16 protein-coding genes are annotated in these 19,749 nt (G+C 60.2%); 9 read left to right on the top strand and 7 right to left on the bottom strand.

All coding sequences use genetic code 11. From position 1 onward, the window contains the following. Position 1: 1 nt before the first annotated feature. Positions 2–1,009: a cytochrome d ubiquinol oxidase subunit II gene (cydB, locus tag J3P97_RS23240; protein ID WP_434571683.1), complete on the top strand. Its 1,008-nt coding sequence runs from the start codon at positions 2–4 to the stop codon at positions 1,007–1,009. A 21-nt stretch (positions 1,010–1,030) separates the two neighbouring features. Next, the gene (locus J3P97_RS23235) at positions 1,031–1,195 is read left to right on the top strand and encodes a DUF2474 domain-containing protein (RefSeq protein WP_434672842.1); all 165 of its coding nucleotides are present in this window, start codon (positions 1,031–1,033) and stop codon (positions 1,193–1,195) included. A 23-nt stretch (positions 1,196–1,218) separates the two neighbouring features. On the opposite strand, the gene J3P97_RS23230 is transcribed toward J3P97_RS23235, so the two are convergent. Both J3P97_RS23230 and J3P97_RS23225 read right to left on the bottom strand, forming a co-directional pair. After that, the gene (locus tag J3P97_RS23230) at positions 1,219–2,343 is read right to left on the bottom strand and encodes a methyltransferase (RefSeq protein WP_434672841.1); all 1,125 of its coding nucleotides are present in this window, start codon (positions 2,341–2,343) and stop codon (positions 1,219–1,221) included. Between the two features lie 181 nt (positions 2,344–2,524). Continuing rightward, positions 2,525–3,238, bottom strand: a complete 714-nt coding sequence (locus J3P97_RS23225; RefSeq protein ID WP_434672840.1) for an autoinducer binding domain-containing protein — start codon at positions 3,236–3,238, stop codon at positions 2,525–2,527. A 275-nt stretch (positions 3,239–3,513) separates the two neighbouring features. Between J3P97_RS23225 and J3P97_RS23220 the strand changes: the two genes are divergently transcribed. Further along, positions 3,514–4,290 carry a ferredoxin--NADP reductase gene (locus J3P97_RS23220; protein WP_434601884.1) on the top strand — a complete coding sequence of 259 codons (777 nt, stop codon included), beginning with the start codon at positions 3,514–3,516 and terminating at the stop codon, positions 4,288–4,290. A 46-nt stretch (positions 4,291–4,336) separates the two neighbouring features. Here J3P97_RS23220 and mscL read toward each other — a convergent pair whose 3' ends face one another. After that, positions 4,337–4,750: a large-conductance mechanosensitive channel protein MscL gene (gene mscL, locus J3P97_RS23215; RefSeq protein ID WP_434571690.1), complete on the bottom strand. Its 414-nt coding sequence runs from the start codon at positions 4,748–4,750 to the stop codon at positions 4,337–4,339. Positions 4,751–5,034: 284 nt separating this feature from the next. Between mscL and katB the strand changes: the two genes are divergently transcribed. The 3 genes from katB (at position 5,035) to radA (ending at position 8,644) form a co-directional block, all read left to right on the top strand. After that, entirely contained in the window at positions 5,035–6,576 is a 1,542-nt protein-coding gene (gene katB / locus J3P97_RS23210) for a catalase KatB (RefSeq protein WP_434571692.1), read from the top strand. Between the two features lie 109 nt (positions 6,577–6,685). Beyond that, positions 6,686–7,234, top strand: a complete 549-nt coding sequence (locus J3P97_RS23205) for an ankyrin repeat domain-containing protein (RefSeq protein WP_434672839.1) — start codon at positions 6,686–6,688, stop codon at positions 7,232–7,234. Positions 7,235–7,276: 42 nt separating this feature from the next. Further along, positions 7,277–8,644, top strand: coding sequence for a DNA repair protein RadA (gene radA, locus J3P97_RS23200; RefSeq protein ID WP_030140305.1), 1,368 nt, complete (start codon positions 7,277–7,279; stop codon positions 8,642–8,644). A gap of 61 nt (positions 8,645–8,705) precedes the next feature. Here the strand turns inward: radA and J3P97_RS23195 are convergent, their stop codons facing one another. Beyond that, positions 8,706–9,062 carry a PilZ domain-containing protein gene (locus J3P97_RS23195; protein WP_434571697.1) on the bottom strand — a complete coding sequence of 119 codons (357 nt, stop codon included), beginning with the start codon at positions 9,060–9,062 and terminating at the stop codon, positions 8,706–8,708. 158 nt (positions 9,063–9,220) lie between these two features. Here J3P97_RS23195 and J3P97_RS23190 point away from each other — a divergent pair, with 158 nt between their 5' ends. Both J3P97_RS23190 and J3P97_RS23185 read left to right on the top strand, forming a co-directional pair. Continuing rightward, entirely contained in the window at positions 9,221–11,287 is a 2,067-nt protein-coding gene (locus tag J3P97_RS23190; protein ID WP_434571699.1) for a carbon starvation CstA family protein, read from the top strand. Positions 11,288–11,302: 15 nt separating this feature from the next. Beyond that, on the top strand, positions 11,303–11,500 hold the full coding sequence (locus J3P97_RS23185; RefSeq protein ID WP_003201656.1) for a YbdD/YjiX family protein: 198 nt from the start codon (positions 11,303–11,305) through the stop codon (positions 11,498–11,500). 318 nt (positions 11,501–11,818) lie between these two features. On the opposite strand, the gene J3P97_RS23180 is transcribed toward J3P97_RS23185, so the two are convergent. Further along, positions 11,819–12,766 carry an IS110 family transposase gene (locus J3P97_RS23180; RefSeq protein ID WP_434623735.1) on the bottom strand — a complete coding sequence of 316 codons (948 nt, stop codon included), beginning with the start codon at positions 12,764–12,766 and terminating at the stop codon, positions 11,819–11,821. A 387-nt stretch (positions 12,767–13,153) separates the two neighbouring features. On the opposite strand from J3P97_RS23180, the gene yjiA reads away from it, so the two are divergent. After that, on the top strand, positions 13,154–14,122 hold the full coding sequence (gene yjiA, locus J3P97_RS23175) for a GTPase (RefSeq protein WP_434672838.1): 969 nt from the start codon (positions 13,154–13,156) through the stop codon (positions 14,120–14,122). A gap of 78 nt (positions 14,123–14,200) precedes the next feature. Here the strand turns inward: yjiA and glyA are convergent, their stop codons facing one another. Beyond that, positions 14,201–15,454: a serine hydroxymethyltransferase gene (glyA, locus tag J3P97_RS23170; RefSeq protein ID WP_305498691.1), complete on the bottom strand. Its 1,254-nt coding sequence runs from the start codon at positions 15,452–15,454 to the stop codon at positions 14,201–14,203. Between the two features lie 227 nt (positions 15,455–15,681). Then, positions 15,682–19,530 (bottom strand): bifunctional diguanylate cyclase/phosphodiesterase, encoded by a 3,849-nt coding sequence (locus J3P97_RS23165; protein WP_434672837.1) that lies wholly within the window; start codon positions 19,528–19,530, stop codon positions 15,682–15,684. Between the last annotated feature and the right edge of the window lie 219 nt (positions 19,531–19,749).

Genomic DNA, 19,749 nt, shown 5'->3' with positions numbered 1-19,749 from the left:
CATGGGTATTGATCTTCCGCTGATCTGGGCCGTGGTCATCATCTTCGGCATCATGATGTACGTGATCATGGACGGCTTCGACCTGGGGATCGGCATTCTTTTCCCCTTCGTCAAGGGCGAGCGCGACCGTGATGTGATGATGAATACCGTCGCGCCAGTCTGGGACGGTAACGAAACCTGGCTGGTGCTGGGCGGCGCCGGGCTGTTCGGGGCGTTTCCGCTGGCCTATTCGGTGGTGCTCTCGGCGCTGTACCTGCCGTTGATCCTGATGCTCGTCGGCCTGATCTTCCGGGGCGTGGCATTCGAGTTCCGCTTCAAGGCCAAGGCCGAGAAGCGGCATTTGTGGGACAAGGCGTTCATCGGTGGTTCGCTGACGGCGACCTTTTTCCAGGGCGTGGCGCTGGGGGCATTCATCGACGGTTTCGAGGTGGTCAATCGCCAGTTTGCCGGCGGCTCCCTGGATTGGTTCACGCCGTTTACGGTGTTCTGCGGCCTGGCGTTGATCGCCGCCTACGCTTTGCTCGGCTGTACCTGGCTGATCATGAAGACCGAAGGCAAGCTGCAAGAGCAGATGCACGACCTGGCCAGACCACTGGCATTCGTGGTGCTCGCCGTGATCGGCATCGTCAGCATCTGGACGCCGCTGGCTCACGCCGACATCGCGGCACGCTGGTTCACCCTGCCGAACCTGTTCTGGTTCCTGCCGGTGCCGATCCTGGTGCTCGTCACCATGTACGGCTTGTTCCGCGCCGTGGCCCGCAACGCCAACTACACGCCGTTCATCCTGACGCTGGTGTTGATCTTTCTTGGCTACAGTGGCCTCGGCATCAGCTTGTGGCCGAACATCGTGCCGCCATCCATTTCGATCTGGGACGCCGCGTCACCGCCCCAGAGCCAGGGCTTCATGCTGGTCGGCACGCTGTTCATCATTCCGTTGATCCTGGTGTACACCTTCTGGAGTTACTACGTGTTCCGCGGCAAGGTCACCCATGACGATGGCTACCATTGACCGATCTGCGAGGTGCCGAGAATGGCCAAGCCTGACTTGAAAGACATCGAAGCCGCTGAGAAAAAACCGTTGTGGCAGCGGCTCGGCTGGCTGGTGATGATCTGGGCCGGGAGTGTGCTGGCGCTGTTTATCATCGCCAGCCTGATGCGGATGTTCATGAACGCCGCCGGGCTGACGACTCATTGAGCGGACCGCACTGAATGCCGGGGCTACTTGCGGGCCTTGAGAATCACGAATTTTGGCGTGGCGGCGACCTGCTCGACTCCCCGGAACAGCCGAGCCAGCTTGCTGTGGTAGCCCAGGTGCCGGTTGCCGACGATGTACAGCGCGCCGCCAACCACCAACGCCTCGCGGGCTTGCTGGAACATCCGCCAGGCGAGGAAATCGCCGACCACTTGCTGCTGATGGAAGGGTGGGTTGCACAGCACCACATCCAAAGATTGCGGCGCTTGTCCGGCGAGTCCATCGCCGGCCCGCAGGGTCACCTCACGCTCGCCGAGGGCCGCTCGCCAGTTTTCAGCGGCTGATTGGACCGCCATGTACGACTCATCCACCAACGTGTACTGGGCCTGCGGGTTGTGCAGGGCGCTGGCGATACCCAGCACGCCATTGCCGCACCCCAGGTCCGCCACCCGCGCCGTGCCGAGGTTTTTTGGCAGGTGTGGCAAAAAGGCGCGCGTGCCGATATCCAGCCCTTCGCGACAGAATACGTTGGCGTGATTGAGTAACTCGATTTTCGGCTCATCCAGCCAATAACGAGTGGGGTAGGGAGAGGCGGTGGTGGTCCTGGTTTGTGGCGTGGCAATCAACAGGCGAGCCTTCTTCACCGCCAACGAGGCCTGTACCGGGCCGATATAGCGCTCCAGCAGATCGCCAGCGGCCCGTGGCAGATGCTTGACCATCGCGGCGGCTATGACCTGAGCGCCTGGAGCCAGTTGCTCTTGCAGCCGGATCAATTGCTCTTCCAGCAGGGCCAGGGTCTTGGGTACTTTGATCAGGACACGGTCGAACAGCCCTGTCAGCGGTTCGCTGGCGGGCACGATCGGTACCGCATCGAAGGGCAAACCGTTGCGCGCCAGGTTTTTCTCCAATGCCTGTAGGGCAAGGAACGAGTCGCCGCTGCTGGTGACCTTGACCTTGCCGGCCAAGCTCGCCGCCAGGGCCCCGAAGCCGTCATTGAGTACCAGAACCCGGGTATCCGCTCCCGGCTGCTGTTCGGCCAGGTACGCAAGCAGATATTCATCGGCTGCGTCGAATGCCTGCAGCGGTTCGTTCTGCTGTTCGGGTTGGCGGATCAGGTCGAGTTGGGCGAAGGGACTGTCTAGCAAGGGCATGGCGGGGACTCTGGCAAATCAACGAATGTCCCGCTGCCTGGGGGCAGGTGTCTCAACGGGACCGCCTGAATGAACTGCGTTGCGTGCCTGGCACGTCATCATTCAAGTGGAACCGTAAATGGTACGTTTTTTTGCCGGGTAATACTCGTGGGTTTTTCAGCGGGCTGTTCTGCCTTGCTGATCAGATCACATGGATATGGGCCGCCTTGGCAACCGCCGAGATTTTGTTGGTCACGTTCAGTTTCCGCATGCAGCTATTGACATGGAAATTCACGGTGCGCTCGGAAAGACAGAGGATCCTGCCGACTTCCGATGCCGTCTTGCCTTCGGCGGACCATCTCAATACTTCAATTTCCCTTGGCGACAAATGGACTGTCTGTGACGAAGGCTCGGCGTCGGACATTCGCTGGCCCGCCAGCGCATGCAACCGTTGGCTGGCGAAAATGGCATAGCCCAGGTTGCCATAAAGCTCCTCCGGGTCGATGGGGCGTTGCATCCTGGCGAGACTGAACAGGCTGTAATAGGTGCCCCGTTCCTCATGGACGGCTTGGGTCCAGCCATGGCTGAGTCCTTGGTGTTCCAGTTCCTGCCATAACTCGGGCGCCTCGCAAAAAACATCTTCACTCCAAAGAATTGGCAATGATGAATGATTGCAGTGTGCCAGTATTGGATCGTTCGCGGCATAACCGTTTTGTTTGTACAGCTTGTTCCATCCGTAAGGGTAGTTGTTGATATTGATCTGATGCCTGTGTCTGTCCGTAAAAGTCGGGTATGCAGCGAAGGCGCAGTATTCAAATCCCTGATAATTAAAGAAGTTTTGTACGAGGCGATAGGCTTTTTGCAAATCCTGTTCGCACGATAATTTTCGCAATTGCAAATCTTTCCATGTATCCATGGCGTTCTCCTGAGTGTCGTGGATCCCATTGAAGCTGCGAAAAATTAGTGTAGGAGATTTCCTCAATGTTAGGTATTTTTTTGTCGATGTTAGTTGTTTATGGACTGGGTCGAGTTTTTACGATGTTTTTCGATACGCTGTTTGGTTTTTGTATAAGGCTGATGAAAGATTCCTCCATCAATGTTTAATGTTCAGTTCAATACCATTACTGATCGTAAATGGTTAACGTGCTTGGTTTACGGGACAATACGGTCCTCGTCCCATTGGAGAGGCTCATGACCGACAGCGCAGAAAAGTTTACCCGCCAAACCCTGATCGATGTGCAGCCCCTGACGCCTCACCTGTTTACCCTGCGTACCACCCGGGATCGCGGCTTTCGTTTCCGGGCTGGTCAGTTTGCTCGACTGGGGGTGGTGAAGGCGGACGGCACTGCCGTCTGGCGGGCTTATTCCATGGTGTCTTCGCCGTTCGACGAGTTTCTCGAGTTTTTTTCCATCGTCGTCCCGGACGGCGAATTCACCAGCGAGCTCAGCCGGTTGAGGCCGGGGGACAGCTTGTTGGTCGAGCGCCAGGCCTTTGGTTACCTGACGCTGGACCGTTTTGTTGACGGTCGCGATTTGTGGCTTTTGTCCACCGGGACAGGGGTCGCCCCGTTTCTTTCTATCCTGCAGGACTTCGAGGTCTGGGAGAAATTCGAGCGAATCATCCTCGTTTACAGCGTCCGCGAGTCACGGGAGTTGGCCTATCAGGCCTTGATTGATGCGTTGCCCCGGCGAGACTATCTGGCGGAATACGCCCATAAGTTTCGCTTCATTGCGACCGTTACCCGTGAACAACACCCTGGCGCCCTCAACGGACGCATCACCACACTGATCGAAAATGGCGAGCTGGAACAGGCCGCCGGTGTCGCGCTGACGCCAGAGCATTCGCGGGTCATGTTGTGCGGCAACCCGCAGATGATTGACGACACGCGCAAGTTGCTCAAGGCCAGGGGCTTGCAACTGAGCCTCACGCGGCGGCCCGGCCAGGTGGCGGTGGAAAATTACTGGTGAAAAAAATGGCGTCCGTGGGACGCCATTTTTGGGCCGGCGAGAATGCTCAAGGCCTCTCGTTCTGAGCCTTGAGCAGGTCGCGGATCTCGCTGAGCAATTGTTCTTCCTTGGTAGGAACAGGCGGCGCGCTCGGAGCGACGGCCTCTTCGCGCTTCAGGCGGTTGATGGCTTTGACGCCCATGAAAATGGCGAAAGCCACGATGATGAAATCCACTGTCGTCTGGATGAATTTGCCATAGGCGAGCACCACCGCTGGCGTATTTCCCTCGGCCGCCTTGAGCGTGATCGCCAAGTCACTGAAGTCCACTCCGCCGATCAGCAGCCCGAGCGGTGGCATGACCACGTCGCCAACGAATGACGAAACGATTTTGCCAAAAGCAGCACCAATGATGATCCCGACGGCCATGTCGACGACATTGCCTTTGACCGCGAAGGCCTTGAACTCGCTTAGCACGCCCATGAGTTGTTCCTTGTGACAGATGAGATTTATAGCCGCAGTGTAAGTCAGCTAAACGGGTCTTGCCTGACATGCATGCTTACAAAGCTTGCCAGTTATCGACCCAGCACCTCGCAAAAAGTTTACAAAGTGCCACCAATCGCGCGTGATACGCGGTTCAAGGCCGATTCCCCATATTGTTTTTTCTATCAGGTCGGTACGGCATTTCTATTTAGGTTTCGGTTTGTCGAGCACTAGCCTCTGAAAGGCGCACATGGATGCGCTCTATAAAATCAGAGGAAACTCACATGAACACTTCCCTTGGCCTTGGTGCTTTTTCCAACCGCCATACCCTCGTTGTGCTGACCGCCAGCCTGTTTTCCCTGTCCGTCAATGCCGCCACCCTGACCCGGGATAATGGCGCGGCAGTGGGCGACAACCAGAACTCCCAGACCGCCGGCCCCAACGGCCCGACCCTGCTGCAGGATGTGCAACTGATCCAGAAGCTCCAGCGTTTTGACCGTGAACGGATCCCCGAGCGTGTGGTGCATGCCCGTGGTACCGGTGCGCATGGCGAGTTTACGGTATCCAATGACCTGAGCGACCTGACCAAGGCCAAGGTATTCGCCGCCGGACAGGTCACGCCGGTGTTCGTCCGTTTTTCCGCCGTGGTGCACGGTAATCATTCGCCTGAGACGCTGCGTGATCCTCGAGGCTTCGCTACCAAGTTCTACACGGCCGATGGTAACTGGGACCTGGTCGGGAATAATTTCCCGACGTTCTTCATCCGTGATGCGATCAAGTTTCCCGACATGGTCCATGCGTTCAAGCCCGACCCTCGGACCAACCTGGACGATGATTCGCGTCGTTTCGATTTCTTTTCCCACGTACCGGAAGCCACCCGCACGCTGACCGAGCTGTATTCCAACTCCGGTACCCCGGCCAGTTATCGCGAAATGGACGGCAATGGCGTGCACGCTTACAAACTGATCAACGCCAAGGGCGATATCAGTTACGTGAAGTTCCATTGGAAAAGTTTGCAGGGGTTGAAAAACCTCGATCCAAAAGAAGTAGTGAAAGTTCAAGGGCAGGATTACAGCCATATGACGAATGATTTGGTCAGTCATATCAACAAGGGTGACTTTCCAAAGTGGGATCTGTACGTTCAGGTGCTCAAGCCGCAAGACTTGTCGAAGTTCGATTTCGATCCGCTGGACGCCACCAAGATCTGGCCGGACGTGCCTGAGCGAAAAGTTGGGCAGATGGTGTTGAATCGTAATCCGGCGAATGTTTTCCAGGAAACCGAACAAGTCGCGATGGCCCCGGCCAATCTGGTCCCGGGTATCGAGCCTTCCGAGGATCGCCTGTTGCAGGGTCGGGTCTTCTCTTATGCCGATACGCAAATGTACCGGGTCGGGCCGAACGCGTTGCAGTTGCCCATCAACGCGCCCAAGGTCGCGGTAAACAATGGCAACCAGGACGGTGCGATGAATTTCGGCAGCACCAGCACTGGCGTGAACTACCAGCCGAGTCGCTTGATGCCGCGCGAAGAGCAACCTGCGGCGCGCTATAGCCAGGCAGCGCTGACCGGCAGCACCCAGCAAGCGAAAATCCAGCGCGAGCAGAACTTCAAGCAGGCGGGTGATCTGTACCGCTCGTTCAATCAGAAGGAGCGCAATGACTTGATCGAAAGCTTCGGTGGGTCATTGGCAACGACTGACGATGAGAGCAAGCACATCATCCTGTCGTATCTCTACAAGGCTGACCCCGAATACGGCACCGGCGTGGCTCGTGTCGCCAAAGGCGACCTGGCGCGGGTCAAGGCGCTGGCCGAGAAGCTGAGCGACTGATCGACCTGTAGGGAGCAAGTTTGCTCGCGATGCGGTGCCCAGGCAGGCCGCGTTGCCTGGATCGCGAGCAGGCTCGCTCCCACAGGCCTGCGTCATAAGGAGAAGCCTGATGCGAAATGTTCTTCTATCGGTACTCATGACCTGGTCGGTGGGCGTGTTGGCCGAGCAGCCCGTACCCGCCGATCCGGCTGCGGTGCGGGAACAGCTGCAAGGCTATTATTTCGACGCCGCACGCCGGGGTGATGTGCCGATGCTCGATACGTTCATCGAGGCCGGTTACTCGCTCGACACCCGGGATGAAAAGGGCTACACGGCGCTGATCCTGGCGGCTTATCACGGCCACGCGCCCGCGGTGGAGCGGCTGTTGGCCGCTGGCGCCGATGCCTGCGCCCAGGACAAACGCGGCAATACTGCGTTGATGGGTGCCATCTTCAAGGGTGAAGTCCAGATCGCCCGCCGGTTATTGTCCACCGAGTGCAGTCCGGACCAACGCAACGGCGCCGGACAGACTGCTGCGATGTATGCGGGCCTGTTCAAGCGTGACGAATTGCTCGATGCCTTGAAGGCCAGGGGCGCCGACCTGGAGGCCAGGGATCCGCTGGGCAATAGCGCGGCGGATCTGGCGAAGGGCGAAATCAGAATGCCGGCCCCGCAGTAAAGCCTGGCTAGGCTATCATCGCGGTTTTTACCCGGAGTTCAGATGGCCAAGGCAAAGCGCATGTACGGCTGCACCGAGTGCGGCTCGACCTTTCCCAAATGGGCTGGCCAATGCAGTGAATGCGGGGCCTGGAATACCCTGACCGAAACCATGGTGGAAAGCGGCGGGGCGGCGGCACCCACCGGGCGCACGGGTTGGGCTGGGCAACAAGCCCAGATCAAGACCCTGGCCGAGGTCAGCGTCGAAGAAATCCCGCGCTTTTCCACGGCGTCCGGCGAACTGGATCGCGTGCTGGGCGGCGGTCTGGTGGATGGTTCGGTGGTATTGATCGGCGGAGATCCGGGCATCGGCAAATCCACCATCCTGCTGCAGACCCTGTGCAATCTCGCCACTCGCATGCCGGCGCTGTATGTCACTGGCGAAGAGTCCCAGCAACAGGTCGCGATGCGCGCACGACGGCTGGGGTTGCCCCAGGATCAGTTGCGCGTCATGACCGAGACTTGCATCGAAACCATCATCGCCACGGCGCGCCTGGAGAAACCCAAGGTGATGGTGATCGACTCGATCCAGACGATCTTCACCGAACAGCTGCAATCGGCACCGGGCGGCGTGTCCCAGGTACGCGAAAGCGCGGCGTTGCTGGTGCGTTATGCCAAGCAGAGTGGCACGGCGATCTTCCTGGTCGGCCACGTCACCAAGGAAGGCGCGCTGGCGGGCCCTCGGGTGCTGGAACACATGGTCGATACGGTATTGTATTTCGAAGGCGAATCGGACGGGCGCCTGCGTTTGTTGCGAGCGGTGAAGAACCGTTTTGGCGCCGTCAACGAATTGGGCGTGTTCGGCATGACTGACCGGGGCCTGAAGGAGGTCTCCAACCCTTCGGCGATTTTTCTCACGCGTGCCCAGGAAGAAGTTCCGGGTAGCGTGGTCATGGCGACGTGGGAAGGCACTCGACCGATGCTGGTGGAGGTCCAGGCACTGGTGGACGACAGCCACCTGGCGAACCCGCGCCGGGTCACCCTGGGCCTGGATCAGAACCGGCTCGCCATGCTGTTGGCTGTCTTGCACCGACACGGCGGCATTCCTACCCACGATCAGGATGTGTTCCTCAACGTGGTGGGCGGGGTGAAGGTATTGGAGACCGCCTCCGACCTGGCGTTGATGGCGGCCGTGATGTCCAGCCTGCGCAATCGGCCGCTGCCGCATGATTTGCTGGTGTTCGGTGAAGTCGGGCTTTCGGGTGAAGTGCGGCCAGTGCCGAGCGGGCAGGAGCGGCTCAAGGAGGCTGCCAAGCATGGCTTCAAGCGCGCCATCGTGCCCAAGGGGAACGCGCCGAAGGAAGCGCCCGCGGGGTTGCAGATCATTGCCGTGACGCGGTTGGAGCAGGCGTTGGATGCTTTGTTCGAGTAGCGGCTTGTGCAGGTCTTTTGTGGCCAGGGAGCAAGCTCCCTCGCCTGGGGAGTCGGTGCCGTCAGATATGAATCAGCGCCGCCAGCTCCCGCTCCAGCTCGTCATGGTCGGCCAGATTCAGCTCTACCAGCCGACGTAGATGCGCAATGGAATCCAGGTCGATGTGTTCACAGACAAAGCCCAAGTGACCATGGTCGTCGTGAGTCAGCCGGACTTCCATCTTGACCTCAGCCTCGGGGCTCAAATGAATATCAGCCATGAAGGACTTTTCGGGGTCACCAATCCAGGGTTCGGGCTTTTCGATCAGCAGCCCCTTGAGAGATAGATCCAACAGCTTTACCGGCCAGATGAACGGCCCTTGGCTCAGTTCGGTCTTGGCATGGAACTCAATTCGTACGAAGCGGCGGCGTTCGCTCATTACGCAATCCCTCTGGAGATTCACTGACTATAGACCCTGCTGGCGCAGCATCGTGCCCGTTTGGCCATTGGCAGACGAATGTCGGGTATGGCCTTTACGCCGGTAAGCGCTAAACTCGGGTGGCTGTCTTTCTTGTCCACCCTGGCTGGAATAAAAAAATGAAAAACAATAATAGCCTGCTACGCCATCTGCCCTGGCTACTGCTGGCCGTCGTAGGCGCGTGCGCCCTTGGCGTCGTGGCCCTGCGCCGCGGAGAGCCGATCAACGCCCTCTGGATCGTCGTCGCAGCCGTGGCCATCTACCTGGTCGCCTACCGCTACTACAGCCTCTTCATCGCCAACAACGTGATGCAACTCGATGCGCGCCGGGCCACGCCCGCCGTGCTCAACAATGATGGCCTGGACTACGTCCCGACCAACAAACACATCCTCTTCGGCCACCACTTCGCGGCCATTGCCGGCGCGGGGCCGCTGGTCGGGCCGGTGCTGGCGGCGCAGATGGGCTACCTGCCCGGCACGCTCTGGCTGATCGCCGGCGTGGTGCTGGCCGGTGCGGTGCAGGACTTCATGGTCCTGTTCCTGTCGACCCGCCGCAACGGTCGCTCCCTGGGCGACATGGTGCGCGAGGAAATGGGCCGCATCCCCGGCACCATCGCGCTGTTCGGCTGCTTCCTGATCATGATCATCATCCTCGCGGTGCTGGCGCTGATCGTGGTCAAGGCCCTGGCCGAGAGCCCGTGGGGCATCTTCACGGTGATGGCGACCATCCCGATCGCGATGTTCATGGGCATCTACATGCGCTACATCCGCCCGGGCCGCATCGGTGAAATCTCGCTCATCGGCGTGCTGTTGCTGCTCGGTTCGATCTGGCTGGGCGGGCAGATTGCCGCCGACCCGGTCTGGGCCAAGGCCTTCACCTTCACCGGGATCCAGATCACCTGGATGCTGATCGGCTACGGTTTTGTCGCCGCGGTGCTGCCGGTGTGGCTGATCCTGGCGCCACGGGACTACCTGTCCACATTCCTCAAGATCGGCACCATCATCGCCCTGGCGATCGGCATCCTGGTGACCATGCCCGAGCTGAAAATGCCGGCGCTGACCCAGTTCACCGACGGCACCGGGCCGGTGTGGAAGGGCGGTCTGTTTCCGTTCCTGTTCATCACCATCGCCTGCGGCGCGGTCTCGGGTTTCCACGCGCTGATCTCCTCGGGCACCACGCCCAAGCTGCTGGATAACGAAACCAACGCGCGCTACATCGGTTACGGCGGCATGCTGATGGAGTCGTTCGTGGCGATCATGGCGATGGTCGCGGCCTCGGTGATCGAGCCGGGCGTGTACTTCGCCATGAACAGCCCGGCGGCGATCGTCGGCACCGACGTGGTGGCTGTGGCCCAGACCGTCAGCAGCTGGGGTTTTGCAATCACCCCCGACGCGCTGCAAGCGGTGGCCAAGGACATCGGCGAGACCACCATCCTGGCCCGTGCCGGCGGTGCGCCGACCCTGGCGGTGGGTATCGCGCAGATCCTTCACTCGGTGCTGCCGGGTGAGAACACCATGGCGTTCTGGTACCACTTCGCGATCCTGTTCGAAGCGCTGTTCATCCTCACCGCGGTAGACGCCGGCACCCGTGCCGGGCGGTTCATGCTGCAGGACCTGCTCGGCTCGTTCGTGCCGGCCCTCAAGCGCACCGAATCGTGGACCGCCAACCTGATCGCCACCGCCGGCTGCGTCGCGCTGTGGGGTTACCTGCTGTACCAGGGCGTGATCGATCCGCTGGGCGGCATCAACACCTTGTGGCCGCTGTTCGGCATCTCCAACCAGATGCTGGCCGGTATCGCGCTGATGCTCGCCACCGTGGTGCTGATCAAGATGAAGCGCCAGCGCTACGTCTGGGTCACGCTGCTGCCGGCCAGCTGGCTGCTGATCTGCACCACCACCGCGGGCCTGATCAAGCTGTTCGACGCCAACCCGGCGATCGGCTTCCTGGCCCTGGCGCGCAAATACAACGATGCCCTGGCCGCCGGCCAGATCCTGGCCCCGGCCAAGAGCATCGAGCAGATGCAGCACGTGGTGTTCAATGCCTACACCAACGCAACGCTGACGGTGTTGTTCCTGTTCGTGGTCTTCAGCATCCTGTTCTACGCGCTCAAGGTCGGCATCGCCGCCTGGGGCACGAAAGAACGCACGGACAAGGAAGCGCCATTCCAGGCGCTGCCGGACGCTTGATAGGGGATTGCAACGATGTTCAATGACTTGAGTCGCCTCGGTAAATACCTCGGTCAGGCCGCCCGCCTGATGGTCGGCATGCCCGACTACGACAACTACGTCGAGCACATGCAAACCAAGCACCCCGACAAGCCGCTGATGGACTACGAGGCGTTCTTCCGAGAACGCCAGGAAGCCCGCTACGGTGGCAAGGGTGGCCCCAAATGCTGTTGAACTGAAGTAATCCCCTGTGGGAGCGAGCCTGCTCGCGAAAGCGGAGTGTCAGTCGATGAAGATGTCGACTGACCTGACGCCTTCGCGAGCAGGCTCGCTCCCACAGTTGTTTTCGGTTGGACTCAGGATTTGCATGCGCCACAGATGCCCCTGTGGGAGCGAGCCTGCTCGCGAAAGCGGGGTGTCAGTCAAGGATGATGTCGACTGACCCGGCGCCTTCGCGAGCAGGCTCGCTCCCACAGTTGTTTTCGGTTGGACTCAGGATTTGCGTGTGCCACAGATGCCCCTGTGGGAGATTCTATGGTGCGGGACTAGCCCCTAAATGCCTTTTGGTAAGTATTCGCTCTGGTTCTTCAACAGAGCGAATACCACTCGGGCAAGCTTGCGGGCCAGCGCTACCAATGCCTCGGTTGTGCTGAGCCCTCGGGACCTCAAACCCTCGTAAAATCCCTTCCACGCCGCCGTGCGACTCGCCGACATCGCGGCGTTGTGCATCAATCGGCGTGCCTCCGGATCACCTCGCTTAGACAGGCAGCGGCGTCCCTTCTTTTTTCCTGAGTCCGATATGCGCAGGTCCAGACCCAGAAAAGCGATGAAGGCATCGGCATTTCTGAAATCTCCACGTTGAAACGACGTGAGCAAACGGGCACCGCTTAACAGACCGATGCCTTCGACTTTCATGCAGCGCTTGAGCTGACTGCCCAAACCGGCTGCATCCAACTGCGTCTGGATTGTTTTCTCAAGCAAAATCTCGAGTCTTTGCATTGCCTTTATCTGGTTCTCAAAGGCCGTTTTGAGCAACGGTTCGTTTGACCAGCTTTGCTTGAGGCTGACACGCGCCTGAACCAAGGCTGCCCGTCGCCGGAAAAGGCTTATAAGCCTGCAATACAGGGGCGATGGCGGGGACCAAGGGTGCAACTGGTGGCCTTCGTTGTTCAAGTAGCGAGCCAACAACCGAGCATCCAGCGCATCGGTTTTAGCGCGCACTTTCACACCTTTGCGGTAATGACTGAGTTCGTAACCGCCGATCATATAAATCACACAGCCATGCGCATAAGCCAGATCGGCGAAGTCCTGGTGATAGATATTAGTGGCTTCGATGGCGACATCCACTGGCGCAGGTAATGCCTTGAGCCACTTTTTGATATCAGCTTTGGTGTTGGGGATCGTTTCGAGTCGATCGGATTGGGCGTGATAAATCACCAACTCATCTTTGGCGACATCCACACCTACGATCGGCTGGGCGGTGGCGACGGGCATTGCCATTGAAAATCCTCCGGGCTAAGGTTTGAACACTTGAAGGGTTCACCCAGAGGCGCAGGCTTGTTCCTATCGTCGGTCTAGGCCAGATGCATTCTTTATCGGCGCTTGGGTGAAAGGAGGAGGGGTGAAATCTCCCACGGTCTGTACTGCGGCTAACAGTCAGAATCGAGCCTAGTCCCTCCTCCTCCCTTCAAGTCCTACCATACAAGCGAGCCTGCTCGCGAAAGCGGGGTGTCAGTCAATAGAAATGTCGACTGAGCGGACGCCTTCGCGAGCAAGCTCGCTCCCACAGTTGTTTTTGGGGCAGACTCAGGATTCGCATGCGCTACAAAGGCTCGCTCCCACAGGAGTTTGTTTGCCTTATTTTAATTTCGAAACAGGAGATCCAGTGTGTCCTCTCCCATCCCGGTCACGATCCTCAGCGGCTTTCTCGGTGCTGGCAAGACCACGTTGTTGCGTCATCTGCTCAAGGCCGAGCACGGCCTGAAAATCGCCGTGATCGAGAACGAGTTCAGCGATGCCGGCATCGACACCCAGTTGCTGGGCGACGATCCGGTGCAAGTCATGACCCTGGCCAACGGTTGCGTGTGCTGCACCATTCACACCGATCTGACCAAGGCCCTGTATCTGTTGATCGAGCGGCTGGACAGCGGTGAAATCGCCTTCGACCGCCTGGTGATCGAATGCACCGGCCTGGCCGATCCAGCCCCAGTGGCCCAAACCTTCTTCATCGATGAAGACCTGCGCGAACGCTACATCCTCGACGGTATCCTGACCTTGGTGGACGCCGCTCACGCCGAGATCCACCTGACCCAGGCCATTGCCCAGGCCCAGGTCGGGTTTGCCGATCGGCTGCTCATGAGCAAGACCGACCTGGTGGACGCCGCTCATGTCGAGGCACTTGCCGAGCGCCTGACTCGGATTAACCGACGGGCGCCGATCCGAGTGGTCGAGCACGGCAAGATTGATCTGGCCGAGTTGCTCGACATTCGCGGCTTCAATCTCAACGCCGACCTGGGCGGCGGGCTCAGCCTTCGCCCGGTCGCCAAGGCCACCACGGCCGATCGCATCAGCAGCCTCGTGCTGCGCACCGACAAGCCGCTGGATATCGACAAGCTGAGTGCGTTCATGAATCAGCTGCTGGAAGAGCACGGCAAGCAATTGCTGCGCTACAAAGGTGTGCTGAACATTGCCGGCGAACCCCGCCGACTGGTATTCCAGGGCGTACTCAAGCTGTACGGTTTTGACTGGGACACCGAATGGGCCGAGGGTGAAGCTCGGGAAAGCGTGATCGTGTTCATTGCCGATGAATTGCCTGAAGAGAAGATCCGCGAAGGTTTCGACGCCGCACTCCTCTGACCATCCGCGCCTGCGCCTGGATTTTCATACCGCCAAAAAAAACCGGCCGCAGGGGCCGGTTTTTTGTTGCAACTGCTGTTAAGCGCCGTACACCGGCAGCTTCTTGCAGATGGCTTTGACCTTCTCGCGAACGGCATCGATCACCGCTTCGTTGTTCAGGTCCGCCAGGATGTCGCAGATCCAGCCGGCCAGTTCCTTGCACTCGGCTTCCTTGAAGCCGCGAGTGGTCACGGCCGGGGTGCCGAAGCGCAGGCCCGAGGTGACGAATGGGGAGCGTGGGTCGTTCGGCACCGAGTTCTTGTTCACGGTGATGAACGCCTTGCCCAATGCGGCGTCAGCGTCTTTGCCGGAGATGTCCTGCTTGATCAGCGACAGCAGGAACAGGTGGTTTTCAGTACCGCCGGAGACCACGTCGAAGCCGCGTTCGATGAACACGCCGGCCATGGCCTTGGCATTCTTCACCACTTGCTGCTGGTAGGCCTTGAACTCAGGTTGCAGAGCTTCCTTGAAGCAGATCGCCTTGGCCGCGATCACATGCTCCAGCGGGCCACCCTGGGCGCCAGGGAATACGGCCGAGTTCAGCTTCTTCTCGATGTCGGCGTTGGCGCGTGCCAGGATCAGGCCGCCACGTGGGCCACGCAGGGTCTTGTGGGTCGTGGTGGTGACCACGTCGGCGAACGGCACCGGGTTCGGGTAGACGCCAGCGGCGACCAGGCCCGCAACGTGAGCCATGTCGACGAACAGGTAGGCACCGACCTTGTCGGCGATTTCGCGGAAGCGCGGGAAGTCGAGGATCTGCGAGTAGGCGGAGAAACCGGCCACGATCATTTTTGGCTTGTGCTCGACCGCCAGGCGCTCGACTTCGTCGTAGTCGATCAGGCCGTTGCCATCGATGCCGTACTGGATGGCGTTATACAGTTTGCCCGAGGACGAAACGCTGGCGCCGTGGGTCAGGTGACCGCCGTGGGCCAGGCTCATGCCCAGGATGGTGTCGCCGGCCGACAGCAACGCCAGGTAGACGGCGGCGTTGGCTTGGGAGCCTGCGTGCGGCTGGACGTTGGCGTAATCGGCGCCAAACAGTTGCTTGGCGCGGTCGATGGCCAGTTGTTCGACCACATCGACGTACTCGCAACCGCCGTAGTAGCGCTTGCCCGGGTAGCCTTCGGCGTACTTGTTGGTCAGTACCGAGCCTTGAGCTTCCATCACCGCGGGGCTGGTGTAGTTTTCCGAAGCGATCAGCTCAATGTGCTCTTCCTGGCGCTGAGCTTCTTGCTCCATGGCGGCAAAGAGATCGGCGTCGTACTTGGCAATAGTCAAATCACGGCTGAACATGGCGGTCCTCAAGGATCGGGGGCAGAAAAGGGGGGCATTCTAACCCAACCGGTTTTGGAAGGCATATGAAAGGACGTCATGTCCTGGACGAATGGGTTTCATGGGGGCTCTGTGTCGTCCTGGCTGGCCCCATCGCGAGCAAGCTCGCTCCCACACTGGACCTGCGTACACATAACCCTGTGGGAGCGAGCTTGCTCGCGATGGGGCCAGTCCAGGCAGCAGAGATTTCAGTCGAGCATGAACAGCGCATCATTGCTGAACTGCGCTTCAAACCGGTTGGCCGGCATCGGGCGGCCGAACAGGTAGCCCTGGACCTCGTCGCAGCCATGTTCACGGAGGAAATCCAGTTGCTCGTGCGTCTCGACACCCTCGGCGATGACCGCCAGGTTGAGACTATGGGCCATGGCGATGATTGCCCGGGCGATCTGTGCATCCTGCTCGCCGGACGGCAGGCCGTCGACGAAAGTACGGTCGATCTTCAGCACGTCGATGGGGAATTGCTTGAGGTAGTTGAGCGATGAATAACCGGTGCCGAAGTCATCGACCGCGATGCTCAGGCCCAGATTCTTCAAGCCGGCCAGGATCTGCATCGCCTCGCTGACTTCGCGCATCAGAATGCTCTCCGTCAGCTCCAGTTCCAGGCAAGCCGGCGGCAGGCCGGTGCTGCGCAGGATATTGGCGATGCGCGTGCCGAGTTGGCCGTCGGAGAACTGCCGGGCGGAAATGTTGACCGAGACCTTCGGCACCCGGACCTTGGCCTGGTGCCAGGTCTTGAGCTGGCGACAGGCCTCGCTGATGACCCAGTCGCCGACGTCCACCACCAGCCCGAGTTCTTCGAGCACCGGGATGAAGTCCCCTGGCGGCACCAGCCCGCGTCGCGGATGGCGCCAGCGCAGCAAGGCCTCGGTCCCGGTCAAGCGCTTGCCGTCGCCGCTGAACTGTGGCTGGTAATACAGGACGAACTCGTTCTGTTCCAGCGCATGGCGCAGGTCGCTTTCCAGCTCCAGGCGCTCCAGGGCGCTGGCGTTCATGTCGGCCTGGTAGAACTGGAAGTTGTTCTTGCCGCGCTCTTTGGCGTGGTACATGGCGGTGTCGGCGTTTTTCATCAGTTGGCTCAGCTCGTTGCCGTCCTGTGGACTCAGGGCGATACCGATACTGGCGGTGACGAAGAACTCCCGGCCTTCGAGCACAAACGGCCGGACCAGGCTGGCAAGGATCTGCTCGGCCACGGTAATCGCCCGGTTGAGCGCCATTTCGCGGCTTGCGCGCGGTTGCAGCAACAGGGTGAACTCGTCGCCGCCCATGCGCGCCACCGTGTCGTCATCGGCCACGCAGCCGAGCAGCCGCGTGGCCATTTCCTTGAGCATCCGGTCGCCGGCGGCGTGGCCGAGGGAATCGTTGATCGGCTTGAAGCGGTCCAGGTCGAGGAACATCAGCACCACCCAGCTCTTCTGCCGTTCCGCCGATTGCAGTGCGGTATGCAGGCGGTCCTGGAACAGCGTGCGGTTGGGCAGGTGGGTCAGGGCGTCGTAGTAAGCCAGGCGGTGGATGCGCTGCTCGCTGGCCTTGCGCTCGCTGATGTCGCTGAAGAAGCACACGTAGCTGGCGAGGTCGCCCTCGTCGTCGAGCACCGCGGTAATGCCGACCCAGGCCGGGTAGTGCTCGCCGTTGCGGCGCTTGAGCCAGACTTCGCCTTCCCAGGTGCTGTGCTGTTGCAGTTGCTTGAGTACGTAGCGCAGGTGGGCTTCCTGCTGCTCGTCCACGGTCAGCATGTTGGGCAACTGGTCCAGCACCTGCGACACCGCATACCCGCTGACCCGGCTGAAGGCTTCGTTGGCCTGGACAATGTAGCCGGCCGGGTCGGTGATCAGGATCGCCGAGGTCGAATGTTCGAATACCGTCGCGGCCATGCGCAGGTCTTTTTCCGCTCGGCGCTGCTGGCTGATGTCGCGGCCCACGCCCAATACCCCTTCAAACGCGCCGTTGTCGTCCCACACCAGCACCAGCCGCAGCTCGATGGGAATCTTGCGCCCGTCGGCACGCAGGCAGTCGAACAGGAACAGTTGGGTCTGCAACTGGTTGCGCAGCTCGGCCAGTTGGCCAGGCTTGTCGAGGGCCTTGCTGACCCGGTCCATCAGGCTGTAGATGCCGGTCAGTTGTTGCGGATTGGCGATGGTCGACTGCCAGCCATGCTGGAAGATCCAGTCGGCGGTGTAGCCCAGCACTGCCTGGACCGACGGGCTGACATAGTTGAGCGAGAGCTTGCTGTCGGTGGAGAAAATCACGTCGCTGATGCTTTCGGCGAGCATCCGGTAGCGCTGCTCGCTGTCGCGCAACGATTCGCTGGCTTCGATCTGCTCGGTGATGTCCTTGGCCACGCCGATGATCCGCGTGACCTGATTATGGCGGTCCCGGGCCAGAGCCTGTTCACGGACCTCGAAACGTCGCCATTTGCCGTTGCGATGGCGAAAGCGTAACTGGCATTGCAGCAGTTGCGTGTAACCGCCGCGGCGCTGTTCCTGGCGCAGATGGTGGTAATGATCGGCATCGTCACTGTGCAGCAGGATTTCCCAGAAATATTCGCCCATCTGGTGCAACTCGGTACGGTCGTAGCCGAGCGTCTGGCCCAGGTGGTGGTTGCTGAAGATCATCCGCTGGCTGATGACGTCCTGTACGTAAAGATGATCCGGGACGGTGCGCACCACGTCGGACCAGAAGCCTTCGCGCTCAAGCAGCGACAATTCGATCAGCTTGCGGCTGGTGATATCGCTGATGCTCAGGATGACGGCGTTATAGTCCTCCTGTGTTTCCGGCAGGCGCAACACCAGCCACAAATGCTGGTCACGACCATGGGCGTCCTGGAGCCTGATTTCCAGTTCCAGTTGTTTGTGCTGGTCAAGCAGCGCTTCGAGCAGTTTCGAGCCAACCGGGTTGTTGTCTTTTGCCGCGTTGCCCACCAGCAGTTGCCAGGCCTGTTCGCAGGAGTCGACATTGAGCAGCTTCAAGGCCATCTGGTTGACTTCGGTGACGTGCACTTGCTGCTGTAACTGCTCGAGCTGCTGGGGGACCTGCAGCCAGGCGCGCAACTGCTCGCCATCATGCAGGCCGGCCCTGGCAAAAAAGCCCTTGAGCCCGGACAGGTCAAGTACGCAGAGGGCCACGCCGGTGCCCTCGAAAATGTCCTGGTAGCGGCGGCGCCCCTCATGCAACTGACGCTGGCGGCGACGCATGTTCAGCAGCGCGATCACCGGCAGCAGCGAAAACGCCAGGCCCAGCAGGCATTTGCCGATGAACGCGGGCAGCAACTGTTCAAACACCTGGCTGCGATCGAACAACCCGCGCAGCTGCCAGTCACTGCTGCTCAGGGGCACGGTCAACACGGTGTTGCTCAGGTCTTGCTCGGTCAATCGGGTCGGGTTGAGCGCGGGCGGGGCCTCGTCACGGCTGACGATTTGCTGGTTGAGCCGGTTCTCCACCAGCCACAGCGGGCGCAGCCCGGTATCGGCCTGTTTGGTCAATGTCGCAAAAAAACTCGGGGTCAGGCGCAACGCCCAATAACCGCGACTACTGCCGCTGGCCTGATGCAATAGCAGGTGCACCACGGAACCGTCCTCGGCATTACTGAAATAATGCGCCTGGGCATGACTGCGCCGTACCAGTTCGGCCAGGTAGCCGGCATCCTCGCTGGTAGCGTCGCTGTCGCTGAGCACCCGGCCGGAAGGGCTCAGCAGTGCCAGGCTGCGTAATTCGGGCAACGATTGCTGGAGTTTGCGCAGCAGCGCCTGTTGTTCGTCGGCGCTTTGCGGTTGTTCGACGATCGGTAGCAGATTGAGTGCAATCTGCGCATTCAACGCCATGTTCAGGCTGACTTGCGCGGCCAGGTCGGCGGTGTAGTCGATGGTGTATTGGCGCTGTTGCTGCTGGGTTTCGCGCAGTTGGTCGAGCAATTGCCAGAAAAGCAGGCCCAGCAGCAACAGCACCAGCGAGGCCAGCGCGCCCTTCAATGTCCCGCGCAGGGGCACGCCAGGCACAGCAGGGGCGGCGCGCGGGGACGGGGACGGAGTGACGTTGGACAAGCTGTAATCCTGCAGTTTGCTGGACTGGCGCGACGTGCACTATAAGCCGGACGCCCGAAGGGCGGCTAGCATGCCTTGACTTGTGGCAAAGTGCCAGCCCTGGGCGGCTGGACCTTGACCGACGGTTGAGGTAGCTTTGCCGGTCAAACAAGAGCGCTCCGGCTCCAGATTCCCAGGCTCAATCGGCCCGCAGGCATTGATCAACATCAAGTGCCCGCG

It is taken from the genome of Pseudomonas sp. R1-15 (genome assembly GCF_051132085.1).
Taxonomy (GTDB): Bacteria; Pseudomonadota; Gammaproteobacteria; order Pseudomonadales; family Pseudomonadaceae; genus Aquipseudomonas.
Note: the sequence above shows the minus strand (reverse complement) of the source record. Positions and strands in the feature narration are given on the sequence as shown.